The organism is Roseibium sp. R5, from assembly GCF_055755305.1.
The window spans coordinates 46,472-70,777 of sequence record NZ_JBVTQU010000002.1 but is presented as its reverse complement, the minus strand read 5'-3'; the positions used below and the strand labels follow the sequence as shown (position 1 = coordinate 70,777).

The window sequence follows — 24,306 nt, the reverse complement described above, 5'->3', positions numbered from 1 at the left end:
CTTGTCGGTGACATGGTTTTCAGTACGGCCGGGCTTCCAACTCTTTCAGGTCCGGCAAGGCGTATCTGCTTGACCGGCTTTTCAAAGGCCCGTTGAGCCAAACATCCAGCGGTTTGGCCTCTCCGAAGAGGAAACCCTGACCAAACTTTACATTCCGTTGTGTCAAGCTGCCAAGTTGTTCTTCGGTTTCGATGCCCTCGGCAATCACAGTCAGATCCAGCTTCTCCGCCAGGCCGACAATGGCTTCAACAAGTGGCGCGGTCTTGCCGGACGCATCTTTGTTGGAGATATCTCCAAGTCCTTGAACAAACGACCGGTCGATCTTGACCGTATCAACATGCAGGCGGTTCATGTAGCTGAGCGATGAAAAACCGGTCCCAAAATCATCCAGTGCCAGGGCACATCCGAGTTTCCGGATGTCCTCGATCAGCCCGTCCAGATCGGCGCTGTTCTGCATTAAGGTTGTTTCGGTGATTTCGAGTACCAAGCGGTCGCCCACCAGATCATGTTGCGCAAGGTACCGGGCCAATGTGTCCGGCAGTTCCCGTCTGAACTGGGCCGCTGACAGGTTGAGCGTCACATAGGCGTCCTGCCAGTCGGGTTGCTGCTCAAGCTCTTTGAGCGCCCGCATGCCGAGCCGCAAGACCCGGTCACCAATTTCCAGAATGCTGCCGGTTTGTTCTGCAACCGTGATGTATTCCCGTGGCGGCAAGATGCCCATGTCCGGGTGCACGAGCCGCAAAAGGCCCTCGAACCCGACGATGCTCCGCTCGTTGAGATGAACGATGGGCTGGTAGTAAAGCTCAAACCAATCATGTTTCAGAGCCTCGGAAATGAGCTCCTTGACCTCCAATTGGCGTGCGGCTTCCTGGCCGAACTGGACATCGAACACACAGTGTCCGTTCCGCCCGCTGCCCTTTTGGCGGTACATGGCGACATCGGAGGTCTGCAGCAGATCGTCCGCCGTATCCGCATTTTCTGGATAATAGGAAATCCCGATGCTGGCAGAGATTTGCAGTTGCCTGCCGGAGAGGCTGATCGGTTGCTTCAAAACCTGGTTGATACGTGTTGCCAGATCGACAGCGCGCGCGCGGACATCGCCACCGGACAGTAAGATGGCGAACTCATCGCCGCCAAAACGGCCGAAACAATCATCGGTTTTCAAGAGCTTGGACACTCTTTGCGTGACCAGCTTCAGAACCTGGTCGCCGGCAAAGTGACCGAGATTGTCATTGACCCATTTGAAGTTATCGAGATCAAAAAAGAGGACGGAGATCTCATGGTCCGCATCGGCTGCGTCGATCGCCTCGTTCATCCGGTGCGTGAAGCCGTGCCGGTTCAGCAAACCGGTCAGGAAATCCGTTCGCGCCTGATGGAGGATCTTTGCTTCTGCGGCTTTCAATTGACAGATGTCAGCCATAACGGAGAGTGACTGCCGGCCGGTCGAACTCTTGTCGAAATCTCGGATTTCGGTGATCAGAACATCCAGTGGCGATCCGTCGGCCCTGATGAAAACCGAGGTGATTTCAAAAGACATGTGCTCCGCTGAGAAGAGGCGTTTGCGGCTGTCTAGATATTCCTCTGTGCAATCGGGCTGAAGAAACTCCCTGAACTTGCGGCCTATAACGGCCTCCCGTGCATACCCCGTGGCGCTTAGCCAATAATCGGAGACGTTCAGGATCCGGTCTTCATGGTCAATGGAGTAAAGCATCACCGGCGTGTTGTTATACAGAAACGCTAGGCGCTTGTTTGCCTTCAACAGCTTGGCTTCGTCCTTGTCGAGGCTGTCCTGCATCTCGTTAAAGGCTTCGGTGACGCTGCCGAATTCATCCGATGAGGACCAATCCACCCGTTTGCGGGTTCCTGACCGATGCGTTGTCTCGATGGCCTCATTCAGCCGGCTTAAGGGCCGGTTGATCATGACGCGGTTGGCAAGCAGGGCAACGATAAGAACAGAAATTGTCGAAACAACAAACAAAATGGCAGGGTAGGCGACCTGTTCGATGGCGGCGCTCCGCAGGCGTTCTGTCATGAACCAGACGTTCAGCGTGCCCACGTTGTAGTCGTTCTCATCAATGACGTGGATGATGTCCTTTGAAAACAGGGTTCCGCCTTCTTGAGAGGCCGGGTTGCTGTCATCGGCGTTTGAAAAGAACGCGAGCCGGTTGTTGGCATCATCCAGAACTTCGATACTGAAAATGTCTGGCTCTGTCGCGATGGCCGCCGTCCATTTTTTCAGGTTTTCGTCGTCGAAATCCCAGATCAGCTTGCTCAGGACCTTGCTGTTGACGTCAACGAGAACCTGCTGTTTCGCGACCATTTCGCGTTCCAACGTGTCTTTGGTGACAACGAAAAACAACAGCAAAAGCGGGCCGTTCACGGCAATCAACGTTGCGAGCATAATGACGAGAAATTTTCGCTGCGTTGATCCCCAGATGTACCCGAGCATTTTCGAAATAGATCCCTGTTTCGATCTAGGAAGCCATCAACTCCTTAAAATACTAGAGCACAATGGGCTATGTATTTGAATAACTTATTAATGCCCCGGGTAACTTCAAGCCGAGTTGATTTAGAGTTGAAGGGCAGCTCGATTCTGACTTTGGAGAGCGAGCGGGGAATGTCGCACTTTGATCAATCAGATACCGGAAAAAATACGTGCACCGAGAGCAGTTGCAATTAGCGCTTGAGAGCAAGCGGCGATCATGGAGCGGCCTTGTTGGGATGACGTCGGGTCTTGCAGCCAGTTTATGGATATGCACCAACTGGAGCTCGCGGCTGGATGACTTCTGATGCAGCTCTCACCGACCCTCCCAGTTGACAGCTGTCAACGGCTATCTCTCTGATTTATATTCGATTTCAAGTCAGATCATCCCCGGGATGTTTCGCAAGCCACCTTCAAGTGCATCAACAAAAGCAGTCAGCCGCCGTGGCTGATGGCGTGCCGGGAGGTAGGCAAGGTTCACATCGAGCGTTGCCGCGCGCCATTCGGGAAACAAATCGACCAGTTCGCCTGATCCGAGCGCCCCGGCGATAAACCAACGCGGCAACACAGCCGCTCCGAGACCGGAAAGTGCTGCGTGTTTGAGCGACATTATGTTGTTCGTTGACAGTTTGGCCGTCACCTTCAAATCGCATTGGTCACCATCTGGATCTGACAGCCTGATCTTCGCCCCTTCAAAGGGTGTTAGGGTCACAAACGGGATCTCGCGCGTCTCATCTGGTCGAGCATGGCGCACCTGTTCGGCGATCGAGGGAGTGCCGACGACCATTCTTTCAACCTGTCCCAAACGCCGGACGATGAGCGTATCGTCAGGAACAGGTCCAATCTTGATCCACAGGTCACAGCCGATCTCGGCAAAGCGGATCGGTTCGTCCTGCAAATGCCAGTTGACCGTGACTTCGGGATGCGATGCCTGAAAACCGATTGCAATATCGGCAAGGTGAAGCTGACCGAGCGCCACCGGGGCCACGATCCGCAGCGGACCGCGGAGGATCTCGGTGTCGCCGGCATATTGCTCCTCCAGCGCGTTCCATCCTGTCACTAACTCGCGCGCATCTTTCAGCAGCGCAAACCCCGTTTCAGTCAAAGCCAGGGAATGGGTCGTACGCCTGGCCAGCTGAACACCAAGGCGTTCTTCCAAGTCTTTCAACTGACGGCTTGCGGAGCCCTGCGACATCCCCAAATCACGCGCCGCGCCACTGATAGACCCCTTTTCTGCAATGCGGATAAAGGTTTCAAGAAGCGCAAGGCGGTCTAGCGGTTTGCTCATGCATAATATGAATAATAGATAGCGGTATAAACTGTCTACAGAATAGCATTGAATACGGTCATCTTCCTCCCCAGCAGCAAAGACCGCTGCAAAAGGAGACCTCAGATGACCAATAGAACCTATGAAATCGCCAGTGGCCTGACAGTAAACCGGCTTGGATACGGCGCCATGCGCCTTACCGATCAGCCAAGCAATTTCGGCCCTTATCCAAAGTGGGAGCAGGGTCTTGCGCTCCTGCGCCGAGCTGCGGATCTCGGCATCAATTTCTTCGACAGCGCTTGGGCCTACGGCCCGGAGTTTGCCGACCGTATTGTTGGTGAAGGGCTTGAGAGCCGGCAGGTGGTGCTCGCCACCAAGGGTGGGGTGGACAAACCGGAGCCGGGCAGGATCGTGGTCGATGGCCGACGCGATACGCTGTTGCGTCAGGTGGACGGCGCGCTTGTCAATCTGCGCCGGGACCGGATTGATCTGTTCCAGCTTCACCGAGTCGACCCGCAAACACCGATTGAGACCTCCATCGCTGCACTTGCAGAGGCGCAAGCAGACGGGCGGATAGGCCAAATCGGCGTTTCCAACGTCTCCCGCGCCCAACTTGACCGCGCTCTCTCGGTTGCGCCGATCGCAAGCGTGCAGAACCGTTTCAACATGGATGAAGCCGATGCGGACGGCGTGGTCGACTATACAGCCAGCAAAGGCATCGCCTTCATTCCATATGGTCCATTGGGCGCGCATCCGATGCGCCAGGGCGCAAAACTTGCGCCACAACAAGCGCTCGCCTGGCTTTTGAAGCGCTCCCCCAACATTGTCGTGATCCCCGGTACGACATCAATCCAACATCTGGAAGAGAACTGGGCAGCTTGGGATGTCGTTTGATCTCAGAAACCCGGGAACCGTCATGGATCAGGCCAGTCAAGCCTGGCGTTGACCGCCGGATTTCTGCTTCAATACGAAGGCGGACCCTCCGGCGGGGTCCCGAGACAGATAGGCCTCGGCCACGTTGATTTTCTGGTCCGGTGTGCGACCATCCGCTAACGAGCAATAAATTGATGGTCCGGAAGAGGCAGGCGTTCCGACATGGCAGATACCGTTTCCGATTTGACGCCGTCGCGGATGCCGTCGATCCTGCCCATTCTCTCAGTGAACTTTGTCGGGACGCTCGGCTTTTCAATTGTCGTCCCCTTCATGGTGTTTCTTGTGACCGACTGGGGCGGCAACGCGCTGGTATATGGCCTGATCGCCTCGACTTATTCTGCATTTCAACTCATTGGCGCGCCAATCCTCGGCAGATGGTCGGATCAGATCGGCAGGCGCAAGGTGCTGCTGGTCAGCCAACTGGGCACACTTGTGTCCTGGATTGTGTTCCTAATTGCCTTTTAACTGCCGACCGACGCGATCGTCAGCATCGACACAGCACTGTTGGGGCAATTCACTCTGACGTTGCCGCTGGTCGTTCTGGTTTTTGCCCGTGCAGCTGATGGTTTGACCGGCGGAAACGTTTCCGTGGCCAACGCCTACTTGGCTGATATCACCGACGAGGAACACCGTACGGCAGATTTCGGCCTCATGGCCATGTCAACAAATGCGGGGTTCATTCTGGGACCAGCTCTGGCGGGGCTTTTGGGCGCGACGCTTCTAGGTGAGATGCTGCCCGTTCTCGCCGCGCTGTTTATTTCTGTCGTTGCGAGTTTGTTGATTTTCTTTGGCCTGAAAGAGAGCAGAGCCGAGACGCTGGACAACAAACCGGGGCTTTCGAATGCGTGCAAGGTTTTTGGCCAGGAGACCAAGGAGGTCTATCGGTTGAAGGGATGCGACGAGACAGCCACCACGTCCATTCTTCAACTTCCCATGATGCCTCGGCTGATGGCGGTGAATTTTCTGGTCATGCTCGGCTTCAGCTTCTTTTACATAGCCTTTCCCGTCCACGCTGCGACACGACTTGAATGGTCGGTCACGGACACCGGTGTATTCTTCGCTGTGCTCAGTTTTTGCATGATGATGGTTCAAGGGCCGTTGTTGTCACGGATCTCGGGGAAGACGCCGCAGAGCCTGTTGATCACTGGCGGCGGCCTCGTCCTGGCGTTCGGGTTTGTGCTGCTGTTCTGGGATAACCTATTGAGTATCTACGTGGCCGCCCTTTGTATTGCACTGGGAAATGGGCTGATGTGGCCGACCTTCACCGCGGTCTTGTCAAAGTTTGCCGGAGAAACTTATCAAGGTGCCGTCCAGGGGTTTGCAAGCAGTCTGGGGGCCGCTGCCAGCATTGTTGGGCTTATCGGCGGCGGGTTGCTTTATGACTGGGCGACATCCTGGGTGTTCTGGATCGCAGCAGGGATCATTGCTGCCGCCGCTCTGTTTGCCCTGGCAATTCCCGAGGCTGAAAACCACTCGGATCCGTGAATTATCCCATGATTTCAAACTGACTAGCGTGATGGTGAGTAGGGTGGAGTGCATTTGCGTTTGCCTTCCGCCAGCGGTCGTCAGTTGCAATTCAGGTGACATCCTCACTAGGCTGCAGTTGCCTTAACTCTGTCTCTTCAGTGTGAGCTCAATGAACAACCTCAACGGACTCCGGGTTTTCGTTCAAGTTGCCCAAACCGAAAACTTTGCCGGCGCGGCAAGGGTGTTGGGAATGACCACATCAGCGGTTTCAAAGGCTGTTCAGCGTCTTGAAACGGAAATCGGCGCCAAGCTTTTCACAAGAACAACACGATCCGTCACGCTCACCGTGGAAGGGATCAGGTTCCTCAACGGAGCAAGGCAGCTTTTGAACGATGCGGACGCTCTCAAAGAGGAATTCGCCGACAGCCTTGCTCAGCCGCGTGGCAGGCTTGTCATATCAGCGCCAGCGGTCTTTGGCCGGGTTTGGCTGACGGAGCGGGTTCTGACTTTCATGTGCCGCTATCAGGAAGTGAACGTTGAGTTGAAGTTCGAAGACCGTCAAGTTGATCTCGGCACGGAAGGGATCGACATTGCCATTCGGATCGGCGCGCTGGGGGACAGCGCCAATCTGATGGCACGGAAGCTGTTTGAGGATCGCACGTATACATGTGTGTCGCCGCTATACATTGAAAGGTTCGGACGGCCGGAGACGCTGGATGATCTCGCCCATCACCGCGGCATTCATTACCGGGTTCAAAACACCGGGCTTATACATTATGAGGCCGGAGCATGGTTTGATGCTCCGGCCTCTTTGTCATTGAGGTATGGCCTTACCTTTATGACGGTGTGTGAAGTGGTTGAGCCCTTGCGGGCATGAACCTTGCGTTCGCAAAAAAGCAGAACCCTTCACACACTTGAGGCTTCGTCGAACCGTTGAGAGAGCTTCGCGCTCGCGTATAAGGGAGACCAAGCCATGCCTTATGCTAGCCGTTTTGTCGGCATCGACATATCAAAATCCACGTTTGACGTTTGCGTTCTGCCCGATGAGCAGCGTGCGAGTTTCACCAACACGGAGGAAGGGATCGATGCATTCCTGACCTTTCTCATGCGGTTCAACTCGATAGAACGGCTGATCCTGGAGCCGACCGGCGGCTATGAGCGTGCCGTTGAGGCTGCCCTTCTGGCGGTTGGCCGGCCAGTTGCCAAGGTGAACGCCAAGCAAGTCCGGCAATTTGCCCGGGCCTGTGGCCAGCTCTCCAAGACCGACAAGATTGATGCCTTCATTCTGGCCGACTATGGCCAACGCCTGGAGACACGCCTCCTCACTCCCAGCTCCGCGGCCCAGACCCTGCTCAAGGAGCTGGTTCAAAGATACCGGCAACTGAGCCATATGATCGTTCAAGAAAAGAACCGCAGGGAAAAGCAGACCGGCAGGACGATAGCCTGGATCGAAGAAAGTCTGCGCTTTTTGACCAATCAGCGCCAGGCTGTTATCGACGACATGGAGCTTTGCATCAGGTCGGACCCGGCACTTGCCCAAAGGGCCAATGTTCTCATGTGCCTCAAAGGCATCGGTCTAAGAACAGCTTGCTTCCTGCTGGCCGACTTGCCGGAGCTGGGGAGCTTGTCCAAAGGACAGGTCGCCAAGCTCGTCGGCGTGGCCCCGCTCAACAAGGATAGCGGCCTCATGCGGGGCAAACGCATGATCTCCGGTGGACGGCGGCAAATCCGAGATGCTCTCTACGTCGCAGCTCTGCCAGCCATCCGCTTTGATCCGGTCATGAAGGCCTTCTACAAACGCCTCAAAACAAATGGAAAACCGTCAAAGGTCGCCCTCGTCGCCGTCATGCGAAAAATGATCATCATTCTCAATGCAAGGCTAAAAGAAACGATGATGGTCTCCGCTTGACTACCAACACCGTTGCTTTTGTTTCCATTCCTCTTTGAAGACGATGGTGAAGTTGTAAGGAGAACACTCGATCCGGTTTTGATCGGCAACAGCGTGGATGCCCTGCGTCAGGCCGCTGAGAAGGGGATTGGAATTGCGCAGCTGCCGAGTTTCTTGGCGCATGAGTCCTTTGCCTCCGGAAAACTGGTGGAAGTGCTGGAGCACAAACGCCTCAACAATTTTCCATATTCGATCATCTATCTGAACCGCCAACTGGTGGCGCCCCGCGTGCGCGCCTTTGTGGACTTCCTGATCGAACAACCTCCAAATTTCGAGGAGCTTGTCTCCTAGTATTGGAAATGGCGTTCGCCCAATTGCGTCCTTGTGGGAAACATTGCGCGTCTTGTTGAGACGCTAGCCGCTTTTTGCGTTCACCGCCATATCAGTCCAACCAGGACCGGTTTTCAAAGGATATGGCCATGTTTCTCAATCAGGACAGTTTTACAAGTATGAGCGAGTACGAGGAGTTCGTTGCCCGGTTTCTGCCGGATCCAAGGATGGAAGAGCGGTCTCGTCGGTCACGTTCCGAGACACAGGCTCTGCATTTTCGGGATCTGTTCCGACGCAAGTGAATCGTGATACGGCGCTATTGCTGACCCGGAAACCAGGCGGTTTTCCGGATTTTTCGTGTCTCAAGACAAGGGCACATGAACACATGTCCAGCACAGCAGAAAAGATTGTGTCTTTTCAGGAAACACTGAGCGTCTCAGCGTCTCGCTAATCAGATCAGCCATCCGTTCCCATTTCCTTCTCCATGCACGGGGTATGGCCCCGAGTGACGAAGGAGATCGGAATGCCAAAATCCAGCACACTTTTTACCGGGGTTGCCTTGGCCGTGTTTTATGGCGGCATTGCCTGGTACGCAGGAGAGCGGGTCAGCAACATGTCCTTTGTGGCACCTGTTGAAGCGTCCGCCTCAGCAACCCAAGCGCCGCCGCCTGTTGTTGACGTTGTGGCGGCAGAAACACGATCCATCACGGAATGGGACGAGTTCAGCGGCCGGTTTGAAGCCGTTGACGAAGTCGCGATAAGGGCGCGGGTTTCCGGATACCTCGATGCGGTTCACTTTGAGCCGGGTGACATCGTGGAAAAAGGCGACCTCCTCTTCACCATCGATCCGCGTCCGTTCAAGACGGCGCTGGCAGAAGCAGAAGCAAGGCTCGGCGAAGCGAGAGCTGCCGCTAACCTGGCGGAAAAGGAACTTCAACGCGCACGGCGTTTGACTGACAATGGTCATTCGAGCCAGTCGGTTCTTGATGAACGCATTCACGAGGCTGAACGGGCAGAGGCAAGCATTGCAGCGGCCGAAGCCGCCGTTTCCCGGGCAAAACTGGATCTTGGCTTTACGCAGATCCACGCCCCGGTGACCGGCCGGATCTCGGATGATTTTGTCAGCCCGGGCAATCTGATCGCCGCTGGCGCGAACGCGCAAAGTCTGACCGAGATCGTCTCCCTCAACCCGATCCATTTCGTGTTCGATGCGACCGAGCAGCAATACCTTGAGTACACGCGCGCTGCCTCTGCATCGAGCTTGAGGGAAATGGCCGGACAGACTCCGGTAGCCGTGCGGCTTGTTGACGAACCGGAGTTCACTCATTCGGGTGAAATTGACTTCATCGACAACCGCATTGACCGGTCGACAGGAACTATTCGCGGGCGTGCCGTGTTTGAAAATTCCGACGGAGTTTTGACGCCCGGCATGTTTGGCCGGCTGCGCCTGGCAACAGCTGAGGATGCAATCCGGGTCCTTATTCCGGAGCGGGCGATTGGTTCCGACCAAACCACGAAGTTTGTCTGGGTGGTTGATAACGTGGGCACTGTTTCCCGCAGGAGCGTCACGCTCGGTGATCGCTACGCGGACGCACGTGTCGTTGAAGGACTTTCAGCAGGTGAACAAGTGGTCGTCTCCGGTCTGCACATGGTGGGACCGGGCGCAAAGGTGACCGCCCGTTCGAGTGAAGAACCGACGGTTCAGGTGGCGAAACGCTAGCAGCGTTTCGTCATTCAGGTGAGGACAAGACAATGAAACTTCCGCAATTTTTCATCGACCGGCCGATTTTCGCCGTTGTGCTGTCGGCTTTCATCACAATCGTTGGCGCGCTCAGCTATTTTACGCTGCCGATTGCCCAGTACCCGGAGGTGGCGCCGCCGACCGTGCAGGTCCGGGCCCAATATCCTGGTGCATCAGCTGAAACCATTGCCCAGACTGTGGCAACACCTCTTGAACAACAGATCAACGGTGTGGAAGGCATGCTGTATCTGTCGTCGCAGGCAACGGGTGACGGCAATCTGACAGTGACCGTGACCTTTGAACTTGGCACTGATCTCGATGCCGCGCAGGTTCTGGTGCAGAACCGGGTGTCGATCGCCGAACCGCGGCTTCCTGAAGAAGTCCAGCGGCTTGGCGTGATCACACAGAAGGCATCGCCGGACCTGTTGCTGGTTGTGCACATGTTCTCGCCGGACGGCTCGCGCGACGACCTCTACATCACCAATGCCGCACAGCGGGTCCGGGACGAACTGACCCGTTTGGGCGGTGTCGGCGACATCACAATCTTTGGTGCCCGCGATTATGCCATGCGGGTTTGGCTTGACCCGGAACGGATCGCGGCGCTGGAACTAACACCTGGCGAGGTGCTGACCGCCTTGCGCAGCCAGAATGCACAGATTGCATCCGGCCTTTTGAATCAGCAGCCATCACCTTCAGCATCAGCGTTTGAGTTGTCTGTCCAGACCACGGGGCGTCTGACCGACCCGGAAGAGTTTGAGCGAATCATCGTCAAACGCGGCGATGAGGGGCGTATTGTCCGTCTTGGCGACGTTGGCCGTGTTGAGCTTGGCGCCGCCGATTACACGACCCGTGCTTATCTCGACCGCAACCAGGCTGTCGCCATGGTTGTCAATCAGCGGCCGGGGACGAATGCCCTGGCAACCGCTGAGGAGGTGCTGAGCACGGTTGAAAGGCTCAGCCAGGATTTTCCCGAAGGCCTCGCCTACGACGTCATCTACAACCCGACTGAGTTCATTCAGGCATCGATCGACGCGGTGGTCGCCACGATGATCGAAGCGGTGCTGCTGGTTGTTGCCGTTGTTCTTCTGTTCCTGGGAACGTGGCGCGCTGCCGTGACCCCGATCCTTGCGATCCCGGTGTCGCTTGTCGGTACCTTCGCAGTGATGTCCGCCCTTGGGTACTCGATCAACAATCTGTCGCTGTTCGGTCTCGTGCTGGCGGTCGGCATTGTGGTCGATGATGCCATCATCGTAGTGGAAGGCATCGAAAAACACATCCGCGATGGCCTTTCGCCGCGTGATGCGGCCCGCAAGACCATGCAGGAAGTCTCCGGTGCATTGATCGCAACGTCGCTGGTTCTGGCGGCTGTGTTCATCCCGACAGCGGCGGTTGCCGGTATCTCGGGCGAATTCTATCGTCAGTTTGCGGTTACCATAACGGTTGCCACCGCCATCTCGCTGTTTGTTTCTCTGACATTGTCTCCAGCGCTTGCCAGCTTGCTGCTGCGGCCGCATGGAGAGCAGAAGCCCGGCCTCTTGATGCGGCCGGTGGTCTGGGCGCTTTCAAAGTTTGATCGCGGCTTTGACCGGTTGTCTTCCGGCTATGCGGCAACCACGAAACGTCTGGTGCGTGCACCGCTGATCATGCTCAGTCTCTTCGGTGGATTGCTGCTGATGACCGATCATCAGTTCAACCAGGTGCCCGCCGGCTTCATTCCGGAACAGGACCAGGGCTATTACATCACGGTCGTTCAATTGCCCCCCGGTGCTTCGCTGGAACGCACGGATACGGTTGTTCGCCGCGCGGTCGATGAGCTTCTGGACATCGACGGCGTTGAGCATGCTGCCGTGTTTGCCGGCTTCAACGGTGCCACCTTCACGACGGAATCGAACACGGGTGTGATCTTCTTCACCACCACACCGTTCGACGAGCGCGAGGAAAAAGGCATCGTTGCCGAGGACGTGCTTTCTGAGGCCCGGCAACGCATGGCTGGCCTGAATGATGCAGCAATTTTTGTGATCGCTCCTCCGCCCGTGCGCGGAATTGGAACCGGCGGTGGCTTCAAGATGATGCTGCAAGACACCGGCAATGTTGGTCCTGCCGCACTGGAACAGGCCGCTCGTGCCCTGTCGGCAGAAGCCAATGCGGATCCTGACCTTGTTGCAGTCTTCTCGCTCTATTCAACGGGTACACCGCGTGTTTGGGCCGAGATCGATCGTGAACGGGCCGAGATGCTGAACGTACCTGTCGCTGCCGTCAACGAAGCATTGGAGGTCTATCTCGGGTCGGCCTATGTCAATGACTTCAATCTGTTCGGTCGTACCTACCGGGTGATCGCTCAAGCCGACGCCTCGTTCCGTGAAACCGCGGATGATGTTGCCCGGTTGAGAACACGGTCCGACGACGGTGCCATGGTGCCGCTTGGCGCGGTTGCCACGTTCGAGAACACCACGGGCCCTCTGCGCCAGCCGCGATATAACCTGTATCCCGCCGCCGCAGTTCAGGGACAAACAATGCCGGGTGTGTCTTCAGCCGAGGCGCTGGAGAAAATGGAGGCAATCGCAGAGCGCGTGCTGCCCGCAGGTGTCTCTTACGAGTGGACCGAGTTGAGTTATCAGGAGAAGAACACGGATGACACGGCGTTGCTTGTCTTCGGTTTCGCAGTGCTGTTCGTCTTCCTGGTGCTTGCGGCCCAGTATGAGAGCCTTGCTCTGCCCCTGGCCGTCATCCTGATCGTTCCCATGGTTCTGTTGTCCGCAATCACGGGCATCTGGCTGGCCGGGCTCGACAACAACATTCTGGTTCAGATCGGCTTTGTTGTGCTGGTGGCCTTGGCATCGAAGAACGCCATTTTGATCGTGGAGTTCGCGCGCCAGGCGGAAACGGATGGACTGTCGCGTTGGGATGCTGCCGTGCATGCTGCTCAAACCAGGCTGCGGCCGATCGTGATGACCTCGCTGGCGTTCATTCTCGGTGTAGTTCCGTTGATGCTGGCGACAGGTGCCGGTGCTGAGATGCGCCAGTCATTGGGAACCTCGGTGTTCTCCGGAATGCTCGGCGTCACCTTGTTCGGTCTCTTGTTTACGCCCGTCTTTTACGTCGTGGTGCGAGGCGTGGAAGACCGGATCGCAGGCTTGCGCGGAAAGGCGACCGGGGCAGGGACCGAAGAAACACAGCAACTCGGCGTCTGATATCCTCACCTGCAGACGCCCCCGGAGAGCGCGGTTCATCGCCGCGCTCTTCATCATTTTGATCGCCGCTCTTGGACCTGCGGTGCTGCAATTGTCTTCAAGATCAGCGTTTACCAGCTCGGATCAGGGCGCCGGGTCAAAGGCTGGGGTCCGAATATGGCCGATCCCAGCCCGCGCCTCATCGTCCGGTGATGCCCGGAAAGAAGAGCAGAAGCCCAACGGCCAGCACTTGCATGGCGATAAACGGCAGGAGTGATCTGAAAATCGTTGCCAGCGAGATATCCGGAGGGGCCACGCTTTTCAGATAGAAAGCAGCTGGTCCGAACGGCGGCGACAAGAAGGACACCTGCATGTTCATGCAAAACAGCACACCAAACCAGACCGGGTCATAACCGAGCTCGGTAATGATCGGCACGAAGATCGGCATCGTTAAAAGCGCAATTCCGACCCAGTCGAGGAACATGCCAAGGACAAACAGGATCAGCATCATGAAGAGCAGGATCAGGGTCGGATTGTCTGAAATGCCTGAGATCAGTGCGGAAACGAATTTGATGCCGCCCATGAGGTTGAACACACCGACCAGCGCGCTCGCTCCAATGCCAATCCATACAATCATCCCAACGGTTTGAAGGGTTTGTAAGGCCGCACCTTTCAGAAGCTGAAGCGTGAATTCACCGCGGATAACTGTCGAGAGAAGCACACCGGCCACTCCAACGGCCGACGCTTCCGTCACGCTGGCAATGCCCCCATAGATCGAGCCGAGAACACCAGCGACGACGAGAAGGGGCAAGAACAGTCCCTTTAACAGGCGTATTTTTTCAGCTTTCGAGACCGGATCACCCTGGGGTATCGGCGCAAGAGCCGGATTGAGATAGGCGCGGATCAAAACGTAGGTGACATAAAACCCGGCCAGCATGAGACCTGGCACAAAGGAAGCGGTGAACAGGTCACCGACGGACACATTGGCAGTCAGACCGTAGATGATCAGAACAATGGACGGCGGAACCATGGTTCCAAGAGCGCCGCCAGCACAGACAACCCCGATAGCCAGATGCTTGTCATAACCAAGCCGGAGCATTTGGGGCAGGGCGACAAGACCAAGCAATACCACTTCGCCGCCGATGATGCCGCTCATGGCCGCGAGGATCACTGCGACGATGATGGTCTGGATCGCGACCCCGCCACGCAGGCGGCCTCCAACCAGCTTCATTGCGTCGAACAAATCCCGCGCGATGCCGGACCGGTCGAGGATCGCGGCCATCAGCACGAACATGGGAACGGAAACAAAAACGAAAGACGAAACGAAGGAGAAGACACGGCTTGTGATCAACGGCACGACCATCGGGCCGAACCAGCCGAGGGCGAATATCAGGGCGACCAGAAGTGTCACAAAGGCAAGCGGGATGCCGGAGACAAGAAGCACCAGCAACATGGCGAACATAAGCAGCGTGCCGGTCTCAATTCCAAGACCTTGCAGGGAGCCAAAAAAATCGATCACTTGCGCCCCCTGGCGTAATTCACGGCAAGAATGAGAAATTGTACGGCCATCACGGCAAGCACGATGAGCAGGAACACCTTGATCAGGCCGGGATAGACGGGGTCCCATGCACTTCCCGACCGCTCTAGCCGGAAACTACCGTCGGGCCGGAACGCGGCCCTTTGGACCATCAGCCATGCCGCCCAGGCGAAAACACCGCTGGAGAGCATGCAGATAACTGAGATGACGATGTCGAGTATCCGGCGGGCCCGATCCGGCAGGGCATCGTAAATCAGCACAACACGGATGTGCCGGTCGCGCGCGCTGCAATAAAGACCGCCATAGAGAAACGCTGCGCCGCACAGAAAGATGGTGGTCTCATGCGCCCAAATGGTCGGGGCATTGAAGACGTAACGGAGCACCACTTCATTCAGCAGGATAAGCATGGACAGTACGATGCCAAGGGCAAAGACAAGCCCGGTCTTGTCGATCCACCGGCCCAAGATACCTGCTTCAGGTATGGCTCCGGGGTCCGGTTTTTCGTGCGATCTTTCCTCTGTGTCTGCCAAGCTTGCCTCCCAGCTTTTTTGAGCAAATCGCGTTAAAAAGATTCAGGTTTCGCTGCCACTCGGCTTTGCCTCGTAAGCCAAACCTGAAGTAGCTTGAATTGAATGGAACGCGACACGCTATCGTCTTGAGCAGCCGCCCGGAGGCGGCCGCTTGTTTTGATTGGGTTGGAGCTTATTGCATCAAGCCGTTTTCTTTCAGATACCCGGTCAAAACGTCGTAGACCTTCTGGGCATTGTCAGAGCGTGCGGCGACTTTTGCCCACTCGCCGGTTGCGATGGTCCGGAACTTTGCGCGCTCTTCCGCAGACCAGTCGGTTACGGTGATTTCGCCGCCAGCTTTCGCTTCCTCGACAGCTTCCAAATCCCGTTCCGCAAGTGCTGCCACCTGAGCCGTCGCAAAGTCGGCAACGCTTTCTTCAAGAACAGTTTTCAGATCTTCCGGAAGTGCATCCCATTTGGCCTTGTTCATGGAGATTTCGACCAGTGGCATGGAATGGAAGCCCGGGTAGACCGGGTATGGGGCGACCTTGTGCATGCCCTGGGCATGGTTGGTCGAAAACACGGTGTAATCGGCAGCGTCGATCACGCCTTTGTCGAGGGCTGTGAAGACCTCGGAACCTGGAAGGTTCACCGGAGCAGCGCCTGCGGCTGCAAACACCTGTTGCACGAGCCCTTCCGGCGCCCGCATCTTGATGCCTTTGAGATCATCGACGCCATTCAGTGGCACTTTGGAAACAAATGCCTCCAGTCCCGGTGTGGTCGCACCGATGAAATGCAGGCCATAAGGACCCACCAGTTCATTCATCAGCTCGTTTCCGCCGCCTTGTGCCATGAAGGTGAACATCTCATCTGGAGACGACCAGGCGCCGACCGGGTTTGCAATCAAACCGAAGGCGGGGTCTTTGCCAGCGAAGTAGGACGTGTCAGTGATATGGCCATCCAGAATGCCGGCTGCGATCGCGTCTTGTGTTTCGCTATGTGAAACGATGGATTCGACCGGCAGAAGTTCAATTTCGACCCGCCCGCCGGTGAGTTCCTTGACGGTTTCCGTCCAGCCTTGCTGAAGTTCGAAGTTCGGGTTGCCCGCCGGATCTGAAGATTGGAACCGGAACGAGAAATCGGCCGCAAACGCGGCAGAAGTCAGTGCGCTGATAGCCACTGCAGTCAGTGCGGACTTTGTGAGATTCTTTAACATGATTCCTCCCATTGGTCTCTATCGCCTCGGTCAATTGGCGACAGTGGTTTGAGGCGGCGCTATACGCCGCAGTCCTTCCAAGGCGCCATCAACAAGCTGATCGACGGGCCGTGAAATCTGAAGAGTGAAGCCGGTTTCGTCGTCATCAAGCGGCTCCAGAATGGCCAGCTGGCTATCGAGGAGCGTTTCGCCGGCAAAATGGCCCTGGCGATTGATGAGACGGTCCGCGATGAGGGCTCTGGATCCGTCCAGATGAACGAACCTGCACCCTGGCAACGAGTTTCGAAGGCGGTCACGGTAGGCGCGTTTCAGGCTGGAGCAGGCAACCACCGCACCGCCGGTGCAATAGAGTTGGAGCAGGGCCGCCATCGCTACTGCATCCAGCCAAGGCATTCGGTCGGCGTCCGTGAGCGCTTCGCCATTTGCCATTTTTTGCTTGTTCTCCAGAGTGTGAAAGTCATCGGCTTCGACCATTCCAACGCCCAGGCGATCTGACAGGTTTAGCGCCAAGCGGCTTTTGCCCGCTCCGCACACACCCATCACGACAATCACACTTTCTTTTCCGCCCTTTGGCGACGCGCTCTGCATCTTTGTCATACCGCTTATTTTCTGAGTTCATTCAATTGATAGCGCTAACATTTGTCAACAGGCGTTTTGTAAGTTAATCTTGTCATGAAGCATATTGATGATCTTAAAAGGTTGTAATATTTGAAGAAAAACAAATCAAATATTTCAGATGTTGCGCGTGAAGCGGGCGTTAGCGCTATGACAGTTTCGCGGGCTTTGCGGAATCCCGACAAGGTGTCGGAGAAAACGCTTTTGAGGATAAAAGCGGTTGTCGACCGCTTGGGATATGTGCCTGACCCCGCCGCAAGTGCTCTTGCTGCCGGCAAAACAAACGTCATCGGCGTCATCGTTCCGTCCGTGACCAACAACGTCTTTTCAGATGTGATGCGGGGGATTTATGAGGCGGCAGAAGGGTCCAAGTGGCAGATCCAGCTCGGGAATTCCCGCTACTCCCCTTTGGAAGAGGAAACACTTGTCCGGACGTTCTTGAGCCAGAGACCTGCCGGACTCATCTTGTCCGGTCTCGATCAGTCTTCCGAAACGTCGAAGCTCTTGATGGGAGCTGACTGCCGTATCGTCCAAATCATGGAATGTGGCCCAGATCCTTATGACATGATGGTCGGGTTTTCCCATGTGGATGCGTCGAGAGCAGCCACCCGGCACCTTTTGGAACAAGGATATGACCGTCCCGGGTACATCGCCGCGCGCCTCGATCCACGAAGTCAGCGCCGGCTGAAGGGCTTCAAGACCGAAGCGGAATTGGCCGGGGTTTACTCGGCAAACCGGGTGGTAACGACCCCGCGACCCTCAACGGTGACCCTTGGATGCGAGCTCGTCGCGGATTTGCTCTCCAAGGCGCCAGATACAAATGCTGTGTTGTGCAATAATGACGACTTGGCGCTTGGAGCTCTCTTTGAATGCCAGAGAAGGGGTGTGCGCATTCCTGAGGAATTCGGGATCTGTGGGTTCAATGATTTGGAGATGGTTGCCGCCGCCAATCCGTCCATTACCAGTGTGAGAACCTTCCGGTTGGACATGGGACGGATCGCATTTGAGAACCTCGTCGAAGCCTTGCAGGGAGCAGAGCCGCAGCAAAAAACCATCGATCTAGGTTTTGATGTGATCCCGCGAGGCAGTACTGAAAGGACTGCTTAGATTCACGGCTATCGTTTCAACCATTCGCTCGGCTGTCTGCTAGCTTTTGTAGAGGTGGGGTTCTGGTCGGAAAAACTGGTGTCACCGATTGATACCGCGACCGTCGCAAAGGAGCGCGTATCTGTACCGACCCCATCTGCTGTGCCTCGGCAGTGCTTCGTAATTCAAAGCCGCAGGTCGGTTTCTTCGGCTGGGAACATGCATTTCAGGTCGTAGACCAGCGCACCGGGTTTACCTAAGGCGCGGATCTTGTCGATGCCGATGTCCTTGAAGGCCTGGTGGGCGACGGCAACGATGATGGCGTCGTAAGCGCCTTCCGCCGGCTGTTCCACGGGCCAGATACCATATTCCTCATGTGCGGCATTCCCATCGACACAAGGGTCATGGACATCGACCGAAACGTTGTAGTCTTTCAACTCTTCAAGAATACCGGCAACGCCGGTGTTGCGAAGATCCGGGCAGTTTTCCTTGAACGCAAGACCCATGACAAGAATTCTGGAACCGGTGACGGGCAAGGCCTTGCGGGTCATGGCCTTGACCATCTCGGAGACCACATAGGCGCCCATGCCATCATTCAGCCGCCGCCCGGCCAGAATGATCTCCGGGTGATAGCCGGTCGCCTGGGCTTTGTGGGTCAGGTAATAGGGGTCAACGCCAATGCAGTGCCCACCAACGAGGCCGGGCCGGAAGGGCAGGAAATTCCACTTCGTTCCGGCCGCTTTCAGCACGGCCTCAGTGTCAATATCCAGCCGGTTGAAGATGATGGCCAGCTCGTTGATCAAGGCGATGTTGAGATCGCGCTGCGTGTTCTCGATGACTTTGGCCGCTTCCGCCACCCGGATCGAGGGGGCCTTGTGGGTTCCTGCCGTGACAATCCCGGCATAAAGCTGATCGACGAAGTCGGCGGTTTCCGGTGTCGAGCCGGACGTGACTTTGCAGATCTGCGGCAGCCGGTGGGACTTGTCGCCCGGATTGATCCGCTCCGGGCTGTAACCTGCAAAGAAATCTTCGTTGAATGTGAGACCGGACACCCGCTCCAGCATTGGCACACAGTCTTCTTCCGTGGCGCCGGGATAGACCGTGCTTTCGTAGATCACCAGATCGCCGGGCTTTAGAACCTTGCCGATGGTCTCGCTGGCGCGGAGGAGGGGGCCGAGATCAGGTTGCTTATAAGCATCAATTGGCGTCGGCACCGTGACGATGTAGGTGTCACACTCTGCCAGTTCCTGAGGATCGGAGGTAAAGCGCAGGTGTGTCGCAGCGGTGAGGTCGTCCTTTGAGACTTCGAGCGTCGTGTCGGTGCCCGCGCTCAGCTGGGCAATGCGCTCCGGATTGATATCAAACCCCATGACCGCGTGGGTCTTACCGAATTCGGCAGCCAGCGGCAGGCCGACATAACCAAGGCCGATGACAGCAATTTTTGCCTGTGCCGGGGTTCGGTTCCTCATCTCACCTTTAGACCTCGTAATAGTCGCGGTACCACTGCACGAACTTGGCAACGCCTTCGCGGAATGGTGTCTCGGGCTTGTAGCCGGTCAGGTCTTGCAGCAGCGTGGCATCGGCCCAGGTCGCCGGCACGTCGCCTGTCTGCATCGGCATCAAGTTGCGGGTGGCCTTCGTGCCGAGTTCATCTTCGATCGCCTCAATGAAATCGAGCAAGCGGACCTTGTCCGAGTTGCCGATGTTCACCACCCGGAAGGGCGCAACCGGGCTCAAATTGTCTGTATCCGAGGCGGCACCCCCGCTTCCCGGGACTGCATCCATCAGGCCGCGAATGCCGCGCACCAGGTCGGCCACATAAGTGAAGTCGCGGTACATCTCGCCGTGATTGTAGATGTCGATCGGTGTGCCTTCCAGGATCCCCTTGGTGAATTTAAACAGCGCCATATCCGGGCGCCCCCAGGGGCCATAAACCGTGAAGAACCGGAACATGGTGATCGGGATTTGATGGATATGCGCCCAGGCATGTCCCATCGCCTCGTTTGCCTTTTTGGTCGCTGCGTAAATGGTCAGCGGCGTATCGGTCTTCTGGTTCTCATCGAACGGCATTTCAGTGTTCGCGCCATAAACCGAGCTGGTCGAGGCCATCAGCAGATGCTGAACATTGGCAGCGCGCGCAGCCTCCATGACGTTGAGTGTACCGACCACATTGGCATCAACATAAGCGCGCGGGTTTTCCAGGCTGTAGCGCACCCCGGCCTGGGCCGCGAGGTGAACGATCACATCCGGTTTGAAATCCGCAATGCTCTTAGAAACAGACGTTGTGTCTTCCAGCTGCGCAATGGTGGAGGAAAACGTGCCGTGCTGATGCAGGATCTCGTGGCGGCGTTCCTTCAGCCGGACATCGTAGTAGTCCGTCAGGCCGTCAAAGCCGGCAACTTCCCAGCCTTCCTGCAACAACAGCTCGGCCAGATGAAAGCCGATAAAGCCGGCAGACCCAGTGATAAAGGCGCGTTTCTTTTGAAGCATGCTGTCTCTTTAAAGGTCTGGGTCCGGCGGGCAGGGCCGGGGGCGGAAAGAAGGGTGCCCGCCTTAGGTATTCACCGGATGCAGCGCTGTCCAGATCATTCCTTGGTTCTGGCGGTGGAAATTCTCCCGCGGCCCCATAGGCCGTCAAGGGATGGGCGCCAATACACCAAAAAAGGACCCGGAGTGTCTGTCCGGATCCTTCCTTTTCGGTGAGCAGAAGCCCACTGATTGCTTTGGCCGTCTGGCTTTAGGCGGCAGCCGCTGCGGCGACCGGTTCATGTTGCCAGTGAAGCGGGTAGCCGGGATCAAAGACGGTGACTGTGCCTTCCGGAAACTGGATCTTGTCCGGGAAGCTGACCGGATCTGCGCTTTTGAAAAGGCGGATGCGGCGCTCGTTCGGCGGCAGCTTGTAAAACGCCGGGCCGTTCAGTGAGGCAAACCCCTCCAGCTTGTCCAGCGCGCCGTCTTCTTCAAACACATGCGCCAGGCAGTTGATCGTGTTGATTGACGAGAAAATGCCAGCGCAGCCACAGGCGCTTTCTTTTGCCGTGTCGGTGTGCGGGGCAGAGTCGGTGCCAAGGAAGAACCGCGGATCGCCGGACGTTGCCGCTTCGCGCAGGGCAAGACGGTGTTTTTCGCGCTTTGCCACGGGCAGGCAGTAATAATGCGGCTTGATCCCGCCGGCCAGAATGGCGTTGCGGTTGATGATCAGGTGGTGGGTGGTGATGGTCGCCGCGGTGCGCGCCTTTGAGGCCTTCACGAAGTCAATCGCATGGGACGTGGTGGCGTGTTCCAAAACGATGCGGAGCTCGGGAAACTTCTCCCGGATCGGCGACAGCACGCGTTCCAGGAAAACGGCTTCCCGGTCGAAGATGTCGATGTCGGCGTCTGTGACCTCGCCGTGAACCAGCAGGGGGACATCCACCTCGCTCATGGTTTCCAGAACCGGATAGATCTTCTCAAAATCACGGACACCGTTTTCAGAGTTCGTTGTCGCGCCGGACGGATAAAGTTTCAGCGCGGTAATCAACCCGTTTTCTGCGCCTTTGCGCACATCAGCCGGATCGGTCGCCTCGGTGAGGTAGAGTGTCATCAGCGGCTCGAAGCTGTGACCGGCTGGGAGCACGTTCAGGATACGCTCCCGGTAAGCTTGCGCATGCTCTGTGCGCACGACCGGTGGGACAAGGTTCGGCATGATGATGGCACGCGCAAAATTGGCGCTTGTGTGCGGCAATACCGCTTGCAGCATAGCGCCATCGCGCAAGTGAAGATGCCAGTCGTCAGGTTGGCGAATTGTCAGCTCGGTCTGGGTCACTGAAGCGCCTCCGTGAGGTCGTTATTGTTGTCTGTCGGGCCGGGAGCTATGCCTTTGCGGCATCAAGGTCCGGCTCTTGAGCGTTGCTGCGTCTTCTAAACACCATAACAGCGTGCTGGCACAAGGTTTCCGGTTCGAAATTTCCCCATTGCGGTAAAGTTGGGGAACTGCCGCACGTTGTTTTGACTGGATAGCCCGAGTTTGTCATCTTTCGAGCCCGCTCAAATTTTGATGCGCTAAATGATCATGCGTATTACAGTGCGCATTGGTTAGGCGCATTTACATGCCTATTGTTTTGCTGATCCGCAATCATGGAGTTCGCTGAATGGCCTCGCATCCTGCGCGCAAGCCGACAAATCTTACGATCGACCTGAGCTACTCCCCATCCGTTGGACAGGATCTGGCGTAATTAAGCTACTCTCTGCACCTGCTGATCCATTGCCCGACAGGTGATGTTCACATCACCGAGAGGGAGTTGGTTTTGTTCAATGCGCTGCCAGTAGATCACGGCAGGCGGTTTGCCGCCAAGGGCGGTGTGCGGACGCTTCTGGTTGTAAAAATTCATCCATTTTCGGACACTGTCCCGGGCCTGTGAGCCGGTTTCCCAAGCGTGCAGATAAACACACTCGTATTTGAGCGTGCGCCACAGCCGCTCGACGAAGATATTGTCGAGGAACCGTCCTTTGCCGTCCATCGAGATGCGCACGCCGATCCTCCGCAGCCGGTCTGTCCATGCAAACGAGGTGAACTGCGATCCCTGGTCCGTATTCATGATTTCCGGTGCACCGAATTTGTGGACCGCCTCGTTCAACGCCTCGACGCAGAAATCGGCCTCCAGCGTATTGGAGATCCGCCAGGCCAGCACCTTGCGGGTGAACCAGTCCATGATTGCCACGAGATACAAGAACCCACGGCGCATCGGCAAATACGTGATGTCAGACGCCCAAACCTGGTTCGGCCGCTCCACCCGCAATCCCTTCAACAGATATGGCCAGATCTTGTGTCCCTTGGCCGGCCTGCTTGTATTGGGCTTCTGGTAGATCGGCATCAGACCCATAAGCCGCATCAGCCGCCGGATCCGCTTTTCGTTCACCGGATGGCCTTCGTTCTTCAAGTGCCAGGTCATCTGACGGACGCCGAAAAACGGCGTCTCAAGGAACTGCTCGTCGATCTCGCGCATCAGCGCGAGGTTCATCTCGCTCTCGCCCTTCGGCGTGTAATAGAAAGACGAGCGCGAGATCGACAGCAGAGAACACTGCTTGCCGACCGACAGTTCGGGATGTCCCAGCTCGATCATGCCGCGCCTCACTTCACGCCCCAAGGCTTGAGCTTTCTGGACAAAAAATCGTTGGCGACGGCCAGCTCCCCGATCTTGGCGTGCAGCTCCTTCACCTGGTCCTCGTCAATCTCCGGCTTTCGTTTGCCGCCACGTTCAAACACGTCCGAGGCGCCTTCCAGCAGGGCACGCTTCCATTGATGGATCATGGTCGGATGAACCCCGAAGCGGCTCGCCAGTTCCGATACCGTCTCTTCGCCCTTCAACGCTGCCAGGGCGACTTTCGCCTTGAACTCCGGCGAGTGCTGCTTGCGTTTCGACATCTCTGATCTCCTTGTTCTCGAAGACCAGCAGACAACAAATCGTAGCTTACGTCAGTGTCCTAATTTCGGGAGGTAGCTCAACCCTGTGTTGGTGCAGTCTGCTAAATAGCTTGGAATTAACATCTCTAAGGCGGCCGAAGAAGGCATCCGGTCGGCCGTTTCCAGATCGATGGCGGGTCAGTGGCGGCAGGAAAACCAGTCTGCTCTCAAAAGCTCCAATGAATTCGTCGAGGAACATGGCTTGCCGCTGGCCAAGTCCCGGCTGTTTTAATGGCGCGCAATAAAATCTACAGGCATAAATCCGGCGATGGCCTGGTTCTGGACGTCCAGGCGGACCTGCTTGACGACCTGAACACACGCGTTGTTGTACCACTTATGCCGGAATCTGAAGCGCCAACTCCAGCGCGCTTTCTAAACCCGGTTTTCATGATCAATGGCGCGGTTCATGTGATGGTGACGCAGTTTTTATCTGCAGTGTCGGAACAACAGTTGCGCGAACCCATCGGAAGCCTGGACGTACAGCAATCTGAAATCACAAGAGCCCTGGATATGCTCTTTCAAGGTTTTTGATATTGAAAAAAGTTCCATAAGATAGATTATCGGTGTAGGGCTTTTAGCGGGGGCACATTCTATCCTGAAATGCAACAAAATCAGTATGATG

Annotated in this window: 19 protein-coding genes and 1 pseudogene; 10 read left to right on the top strand and 10 right to left on the bottom strand. The window is 56.5% G+C overall.

Translation table 11 applies throughout. The features are described from left to right. Nucleotides 1-19: 19 nt before the first annotated feature. A complete protein-coding gene (locus AC0J4F_RS24765) occupies nucleotides 20-2,449 on the bottom strand; it encodes an EAL domain-containing protein (protein ID WP_473026509.1) in 2,430 nt (809 codons plus the stop codon). A gap of 412 nt (nucleotides 2,450-2,861) precedes the next feature. Then, nucleotides 2,862-3,770 carry a LysR family transcriptional regulator gene (locus AC0J4F_RS24760; protein WP_473026508.1) on the bottom strand — a complete coding sequence of 303 codons (909 nt, stop codon included), beginning with the start codon at nucleotides 3,768-3,770 and terminating at the stop codon, nucleotides 2,862-2,864. A 105-nt stretch (nucleotides 3,771-3,875) separates the two neighbouring features. Between AC0J4F_RS24760 and AC0J4F_RS24755 the strand changes: the two genes are divergently transcribed. The 7 genes and pseudogenes from AC0J4F_RS24755 to AC0J4F_RS24725 all read left to right on the top strand — a co-directional run bounded on the left by AC0J4F_RS24755 (nucleotide 3,876) and on the right by AC0J4F_RS24725 (nucleotide 13,299). Next, the gene (locus tag AC0J4F_RS24755; RefSeq protein WP_473026507.1) at nucleotides 3,876-4,643 is read left to right on the top strand and encodes an aldo/keto reductase; all 768 of its coding nucleotides are present in this window, start codon (nucleotides 3,876-3,878) and stop codon (nucleotides 4,641-4,643) included. Between the two features lie 201 nt (nucleotides 4,644-4,844). Continuing rightward, a pseudogene (locus AC0J4F_RS24750) lies at nucleotides 4,845-6,167 on the top strand (MFS transporter). 151 nt (nucleotides 6,168-6,318) lie between these two features. Then, on the top strand, nucleotides 6,319-7,026 hold the full coding sequence (locus tag AC0J4F_RS24745; protein ID WP_473026506.1) for a LysR family transcriptional regulator: 708 nt from the start codon (nucleotides 6,319-6,321) through the stop codon (nucleotides 7,024-7,026). A 96-nt stretch (nucleotides 7,027-7,122) separates the two neighbouring features. After that, entirely contained in the window at nucleotides 7,123-8,058 is a 936-nt protein-coding gene (locus AC0J4F_RS24740) for an IS110 family RNA-guided transposase (protein ID WP_473025639.1), read from the top strand. A 12-nt stretch (nucleotides 8,059-8,070) separates the two neighbouring features. Next, entirely contained in the window at nucleotides 8,071-8,388 is a 318-nt protein-coding gene (locus AC0J4F_RS24735; RefSeq protein WP_473026505.1) for a LysR substrate-binding domain-containing protein, read from the top strand. A 502-nt stretch (nucleotides 8,389-8,890) separates the two neighbouring features. Further along, complete coding sequence (locus AC0J4F_RS24730; RefSeq protein WP_473026504.1) at nucleotides 8,891-10,087, top strand: efflux RND transporter periplasmic adaptor subunit; 1,197 nt, start codon at nucleotides 8,891-8,893, stop codon at nucleotides 10,085-10,087. A 32-nt stretch (nucleotides 10,088-10,119) separates the two neighbouring features. Beyond that, nucleotides 10,120-13,299 (top strand): efflux RND transporter permease subunit, encoded by a 3,180-nt coding sequence (locus AC0J4F_RS24725; RefSeq protein WP_473026503.1) that lies wholly within the window; start codon nucleotides 10,120-10,122, stop codon nucleotides 13,297-13,299. Nucleotides 13,300-13,477: 178 nt separating this feature from the next. Here the strand turns inward: AC0J4F_RS24725 and AC0J4F_RS24720 are convergent, their stop codons facing one another. From AC0J4F_RS24720 to AC0J4F_RS24705, 4 genes are all read right to left on the bottom strand, one after another. Continuing rightward, entirely contained in the window at nucleotides 13,478-14,740 is a 1,263-nt protein-coding gene (locus AC0J4F_RS24720; protein ID WP_133953519.1) for a TRAP transporter large permease subunit, read from the bottom strand. 53 nt (nucleotides 14,741-14,793) lie between these two features. After that, nucleotides 14,794-15,345, bottom strand: coding sequence for a TRAP transporter small permease (locus AC0J4F_RS24715; RefSeq protein WP_133953470.1), 552 nt, complete (start codon nucleotides 15,343-15,345; stop codon nucleotides 14,794-14,796). 172 nt (nucleotides 15,346-15,517) lie between these two features. Beyond that, on the bottom strand, nucleotides 15,518-16,540 hold the full coding sequence (locus AC0J4F_RS24710; protein WP_133953468.1) for a TRAP transporter substrate-binding protein: 1,023 nt from the start codon (nucleotides 16,538-16,540) through the stop codon (nucleotides 15,518-15,520). A gap of 30 nt (nucleotides 16,541-16,570) precedes the next feature. Beyond that, a complete protein-coding gene (locus AC0J4F_RS24705) occupies nucleotides 16,571-17,137 on the bottom strand; it encodes a gluconokinase (protein WP_209002834.1) in 567 nt (188 codons plus the stop codon). A gap of 111 nt (nucleotides 17,138-17,248) precedes the next feature. Here AC0J4F_RS24705 and AC0J4F_RS24700 point away from each other — a divergent pair, with 111 nt between their 5' ends. Beyond that, nucleotides 17,249-18,262, top strand: a complete 1,014-nt coding sequence (locus tag AC0J4F_RS24700; RefSeq protein WP_208326812.1) for a LacI family DNA-binding transcriptional regulator — start codon at nucleotides 17,249-17,251, stop codon at nucleotides 18,260-18,262. A gap of 164 nt (nucleotides 18,263-18,426) precedes the next feature. Here AC0J4F_RS24700 and tviB read toward each other — a convergent pair whose 3' ends face one another. The 4 genes from tviB to AC0J4F_RS24680 all read right to left on the bottom strand — a co-directional run bounded on the left by tviB (nucleotide 18,427) and on the right by AC0J4F_RS24680 (nucleotide 23,645). After that, nucleotides 18,427-19,710 carry a Vi polysaccharide biosynthesis UDP-N-acetylglucosamine C-6 dehydrogenase TviB gene (gene tviB, locus AC0J4F_RS24695; RefSeq protein WP_133953464.1) on the bottom strand — a complete coding sequence of 428 codons (1,284 nt, stop codon included), beginning with the start codon at nucleotides 19,708-19,710 and terminating at the stop codon, nucleotides 18,427-18,429. Between the two features lie 7 nt (nucleotides 19,711-19,717). Further along, the gene (locus tag AC0J4F_RS24690; protein WP_133953462.1) at nucleotides 19,718-20,731 is read right to left on the bottom strand and encodes a GDP-mannose 4,6-dehydratase; all 1,014 of its coding nucleotides are present in this window, start codon (nucleotides 20,729-20,731) and stop codon (nucleotides 19,718-19,720) included. A 247-nt stretch (nucleotides 20,732-20,978) separates the two neighbouring features. Then, nucleotides 20,979-22,046: a dihydroorotase gene (gene pyrC, locus AC0J4F_RS24685; RefSeq protein ID WP_473026502.1), complete on the bottom strand. Its 1,068-nt coding sequence runs from the start codon at nucleotides 22,044-22,046 to the stop codon at nucleotides 20,979-20,981. Nucleotides 22,047-22,455: 409 nt separating this feature from the next. Further along, nucleotides 22,456-23,645, bottom strand: a protein-coding gene (locus tag AC0J4F_RS24680; protein ID WP_473026501.1) for an IS3 family transposase whose coding sequence is annotated in 2 segments (ribosomal slippage) — nucleotides 22,456-23,384 and nucleotides 23,384-23,645 — 1,191 coding nt in all. Because the reading frame shifts where the segments join, the coding sequence is not laid out codon by codon here. A gap of 169 nt (nucleotides 23,646-23,814) precedes the next feature. Here AC0J4F_RS24680 and AC0J4F_RS24675 point away from each other — a divergent pair. Both AC0J4F_RS24675 and AC0J4F_RS24670 read left to right on the top strand, forming a co-directional pair. Next, complete coding sequence (locus AC0J4F_RS24675) at nucleotides 23,815-23,916, top strand: type II toxin-antitoxin system CcdA family antitoxin (protein ID WP_473026500.1); 102 nt, start codon at nucleotides 23,815-23,817, stop codon at nucleotides 23,914-23,916. Further along, nucleotides 23,916-24,215 carry a CcdB family protein gene (locus AC0J4F_RS24670; protein ID WP_473026499.1) on the top strand — a complete coding sequence of 100 codons (300 nt, stop codon included), beginning with the start codon at nucleotides 23,916-23,918 and terminating at the stop codon, nucleotides 24,213-24,215. The genes AC0J4F_RS24675 and AC0J4F_RS24670 overlap by 1 nt, the downstream gene beginning before the upstream one ends. The last annotated feature ends 91 nt before the right edge of the window (nucleotides 24,216-24,306 follow it).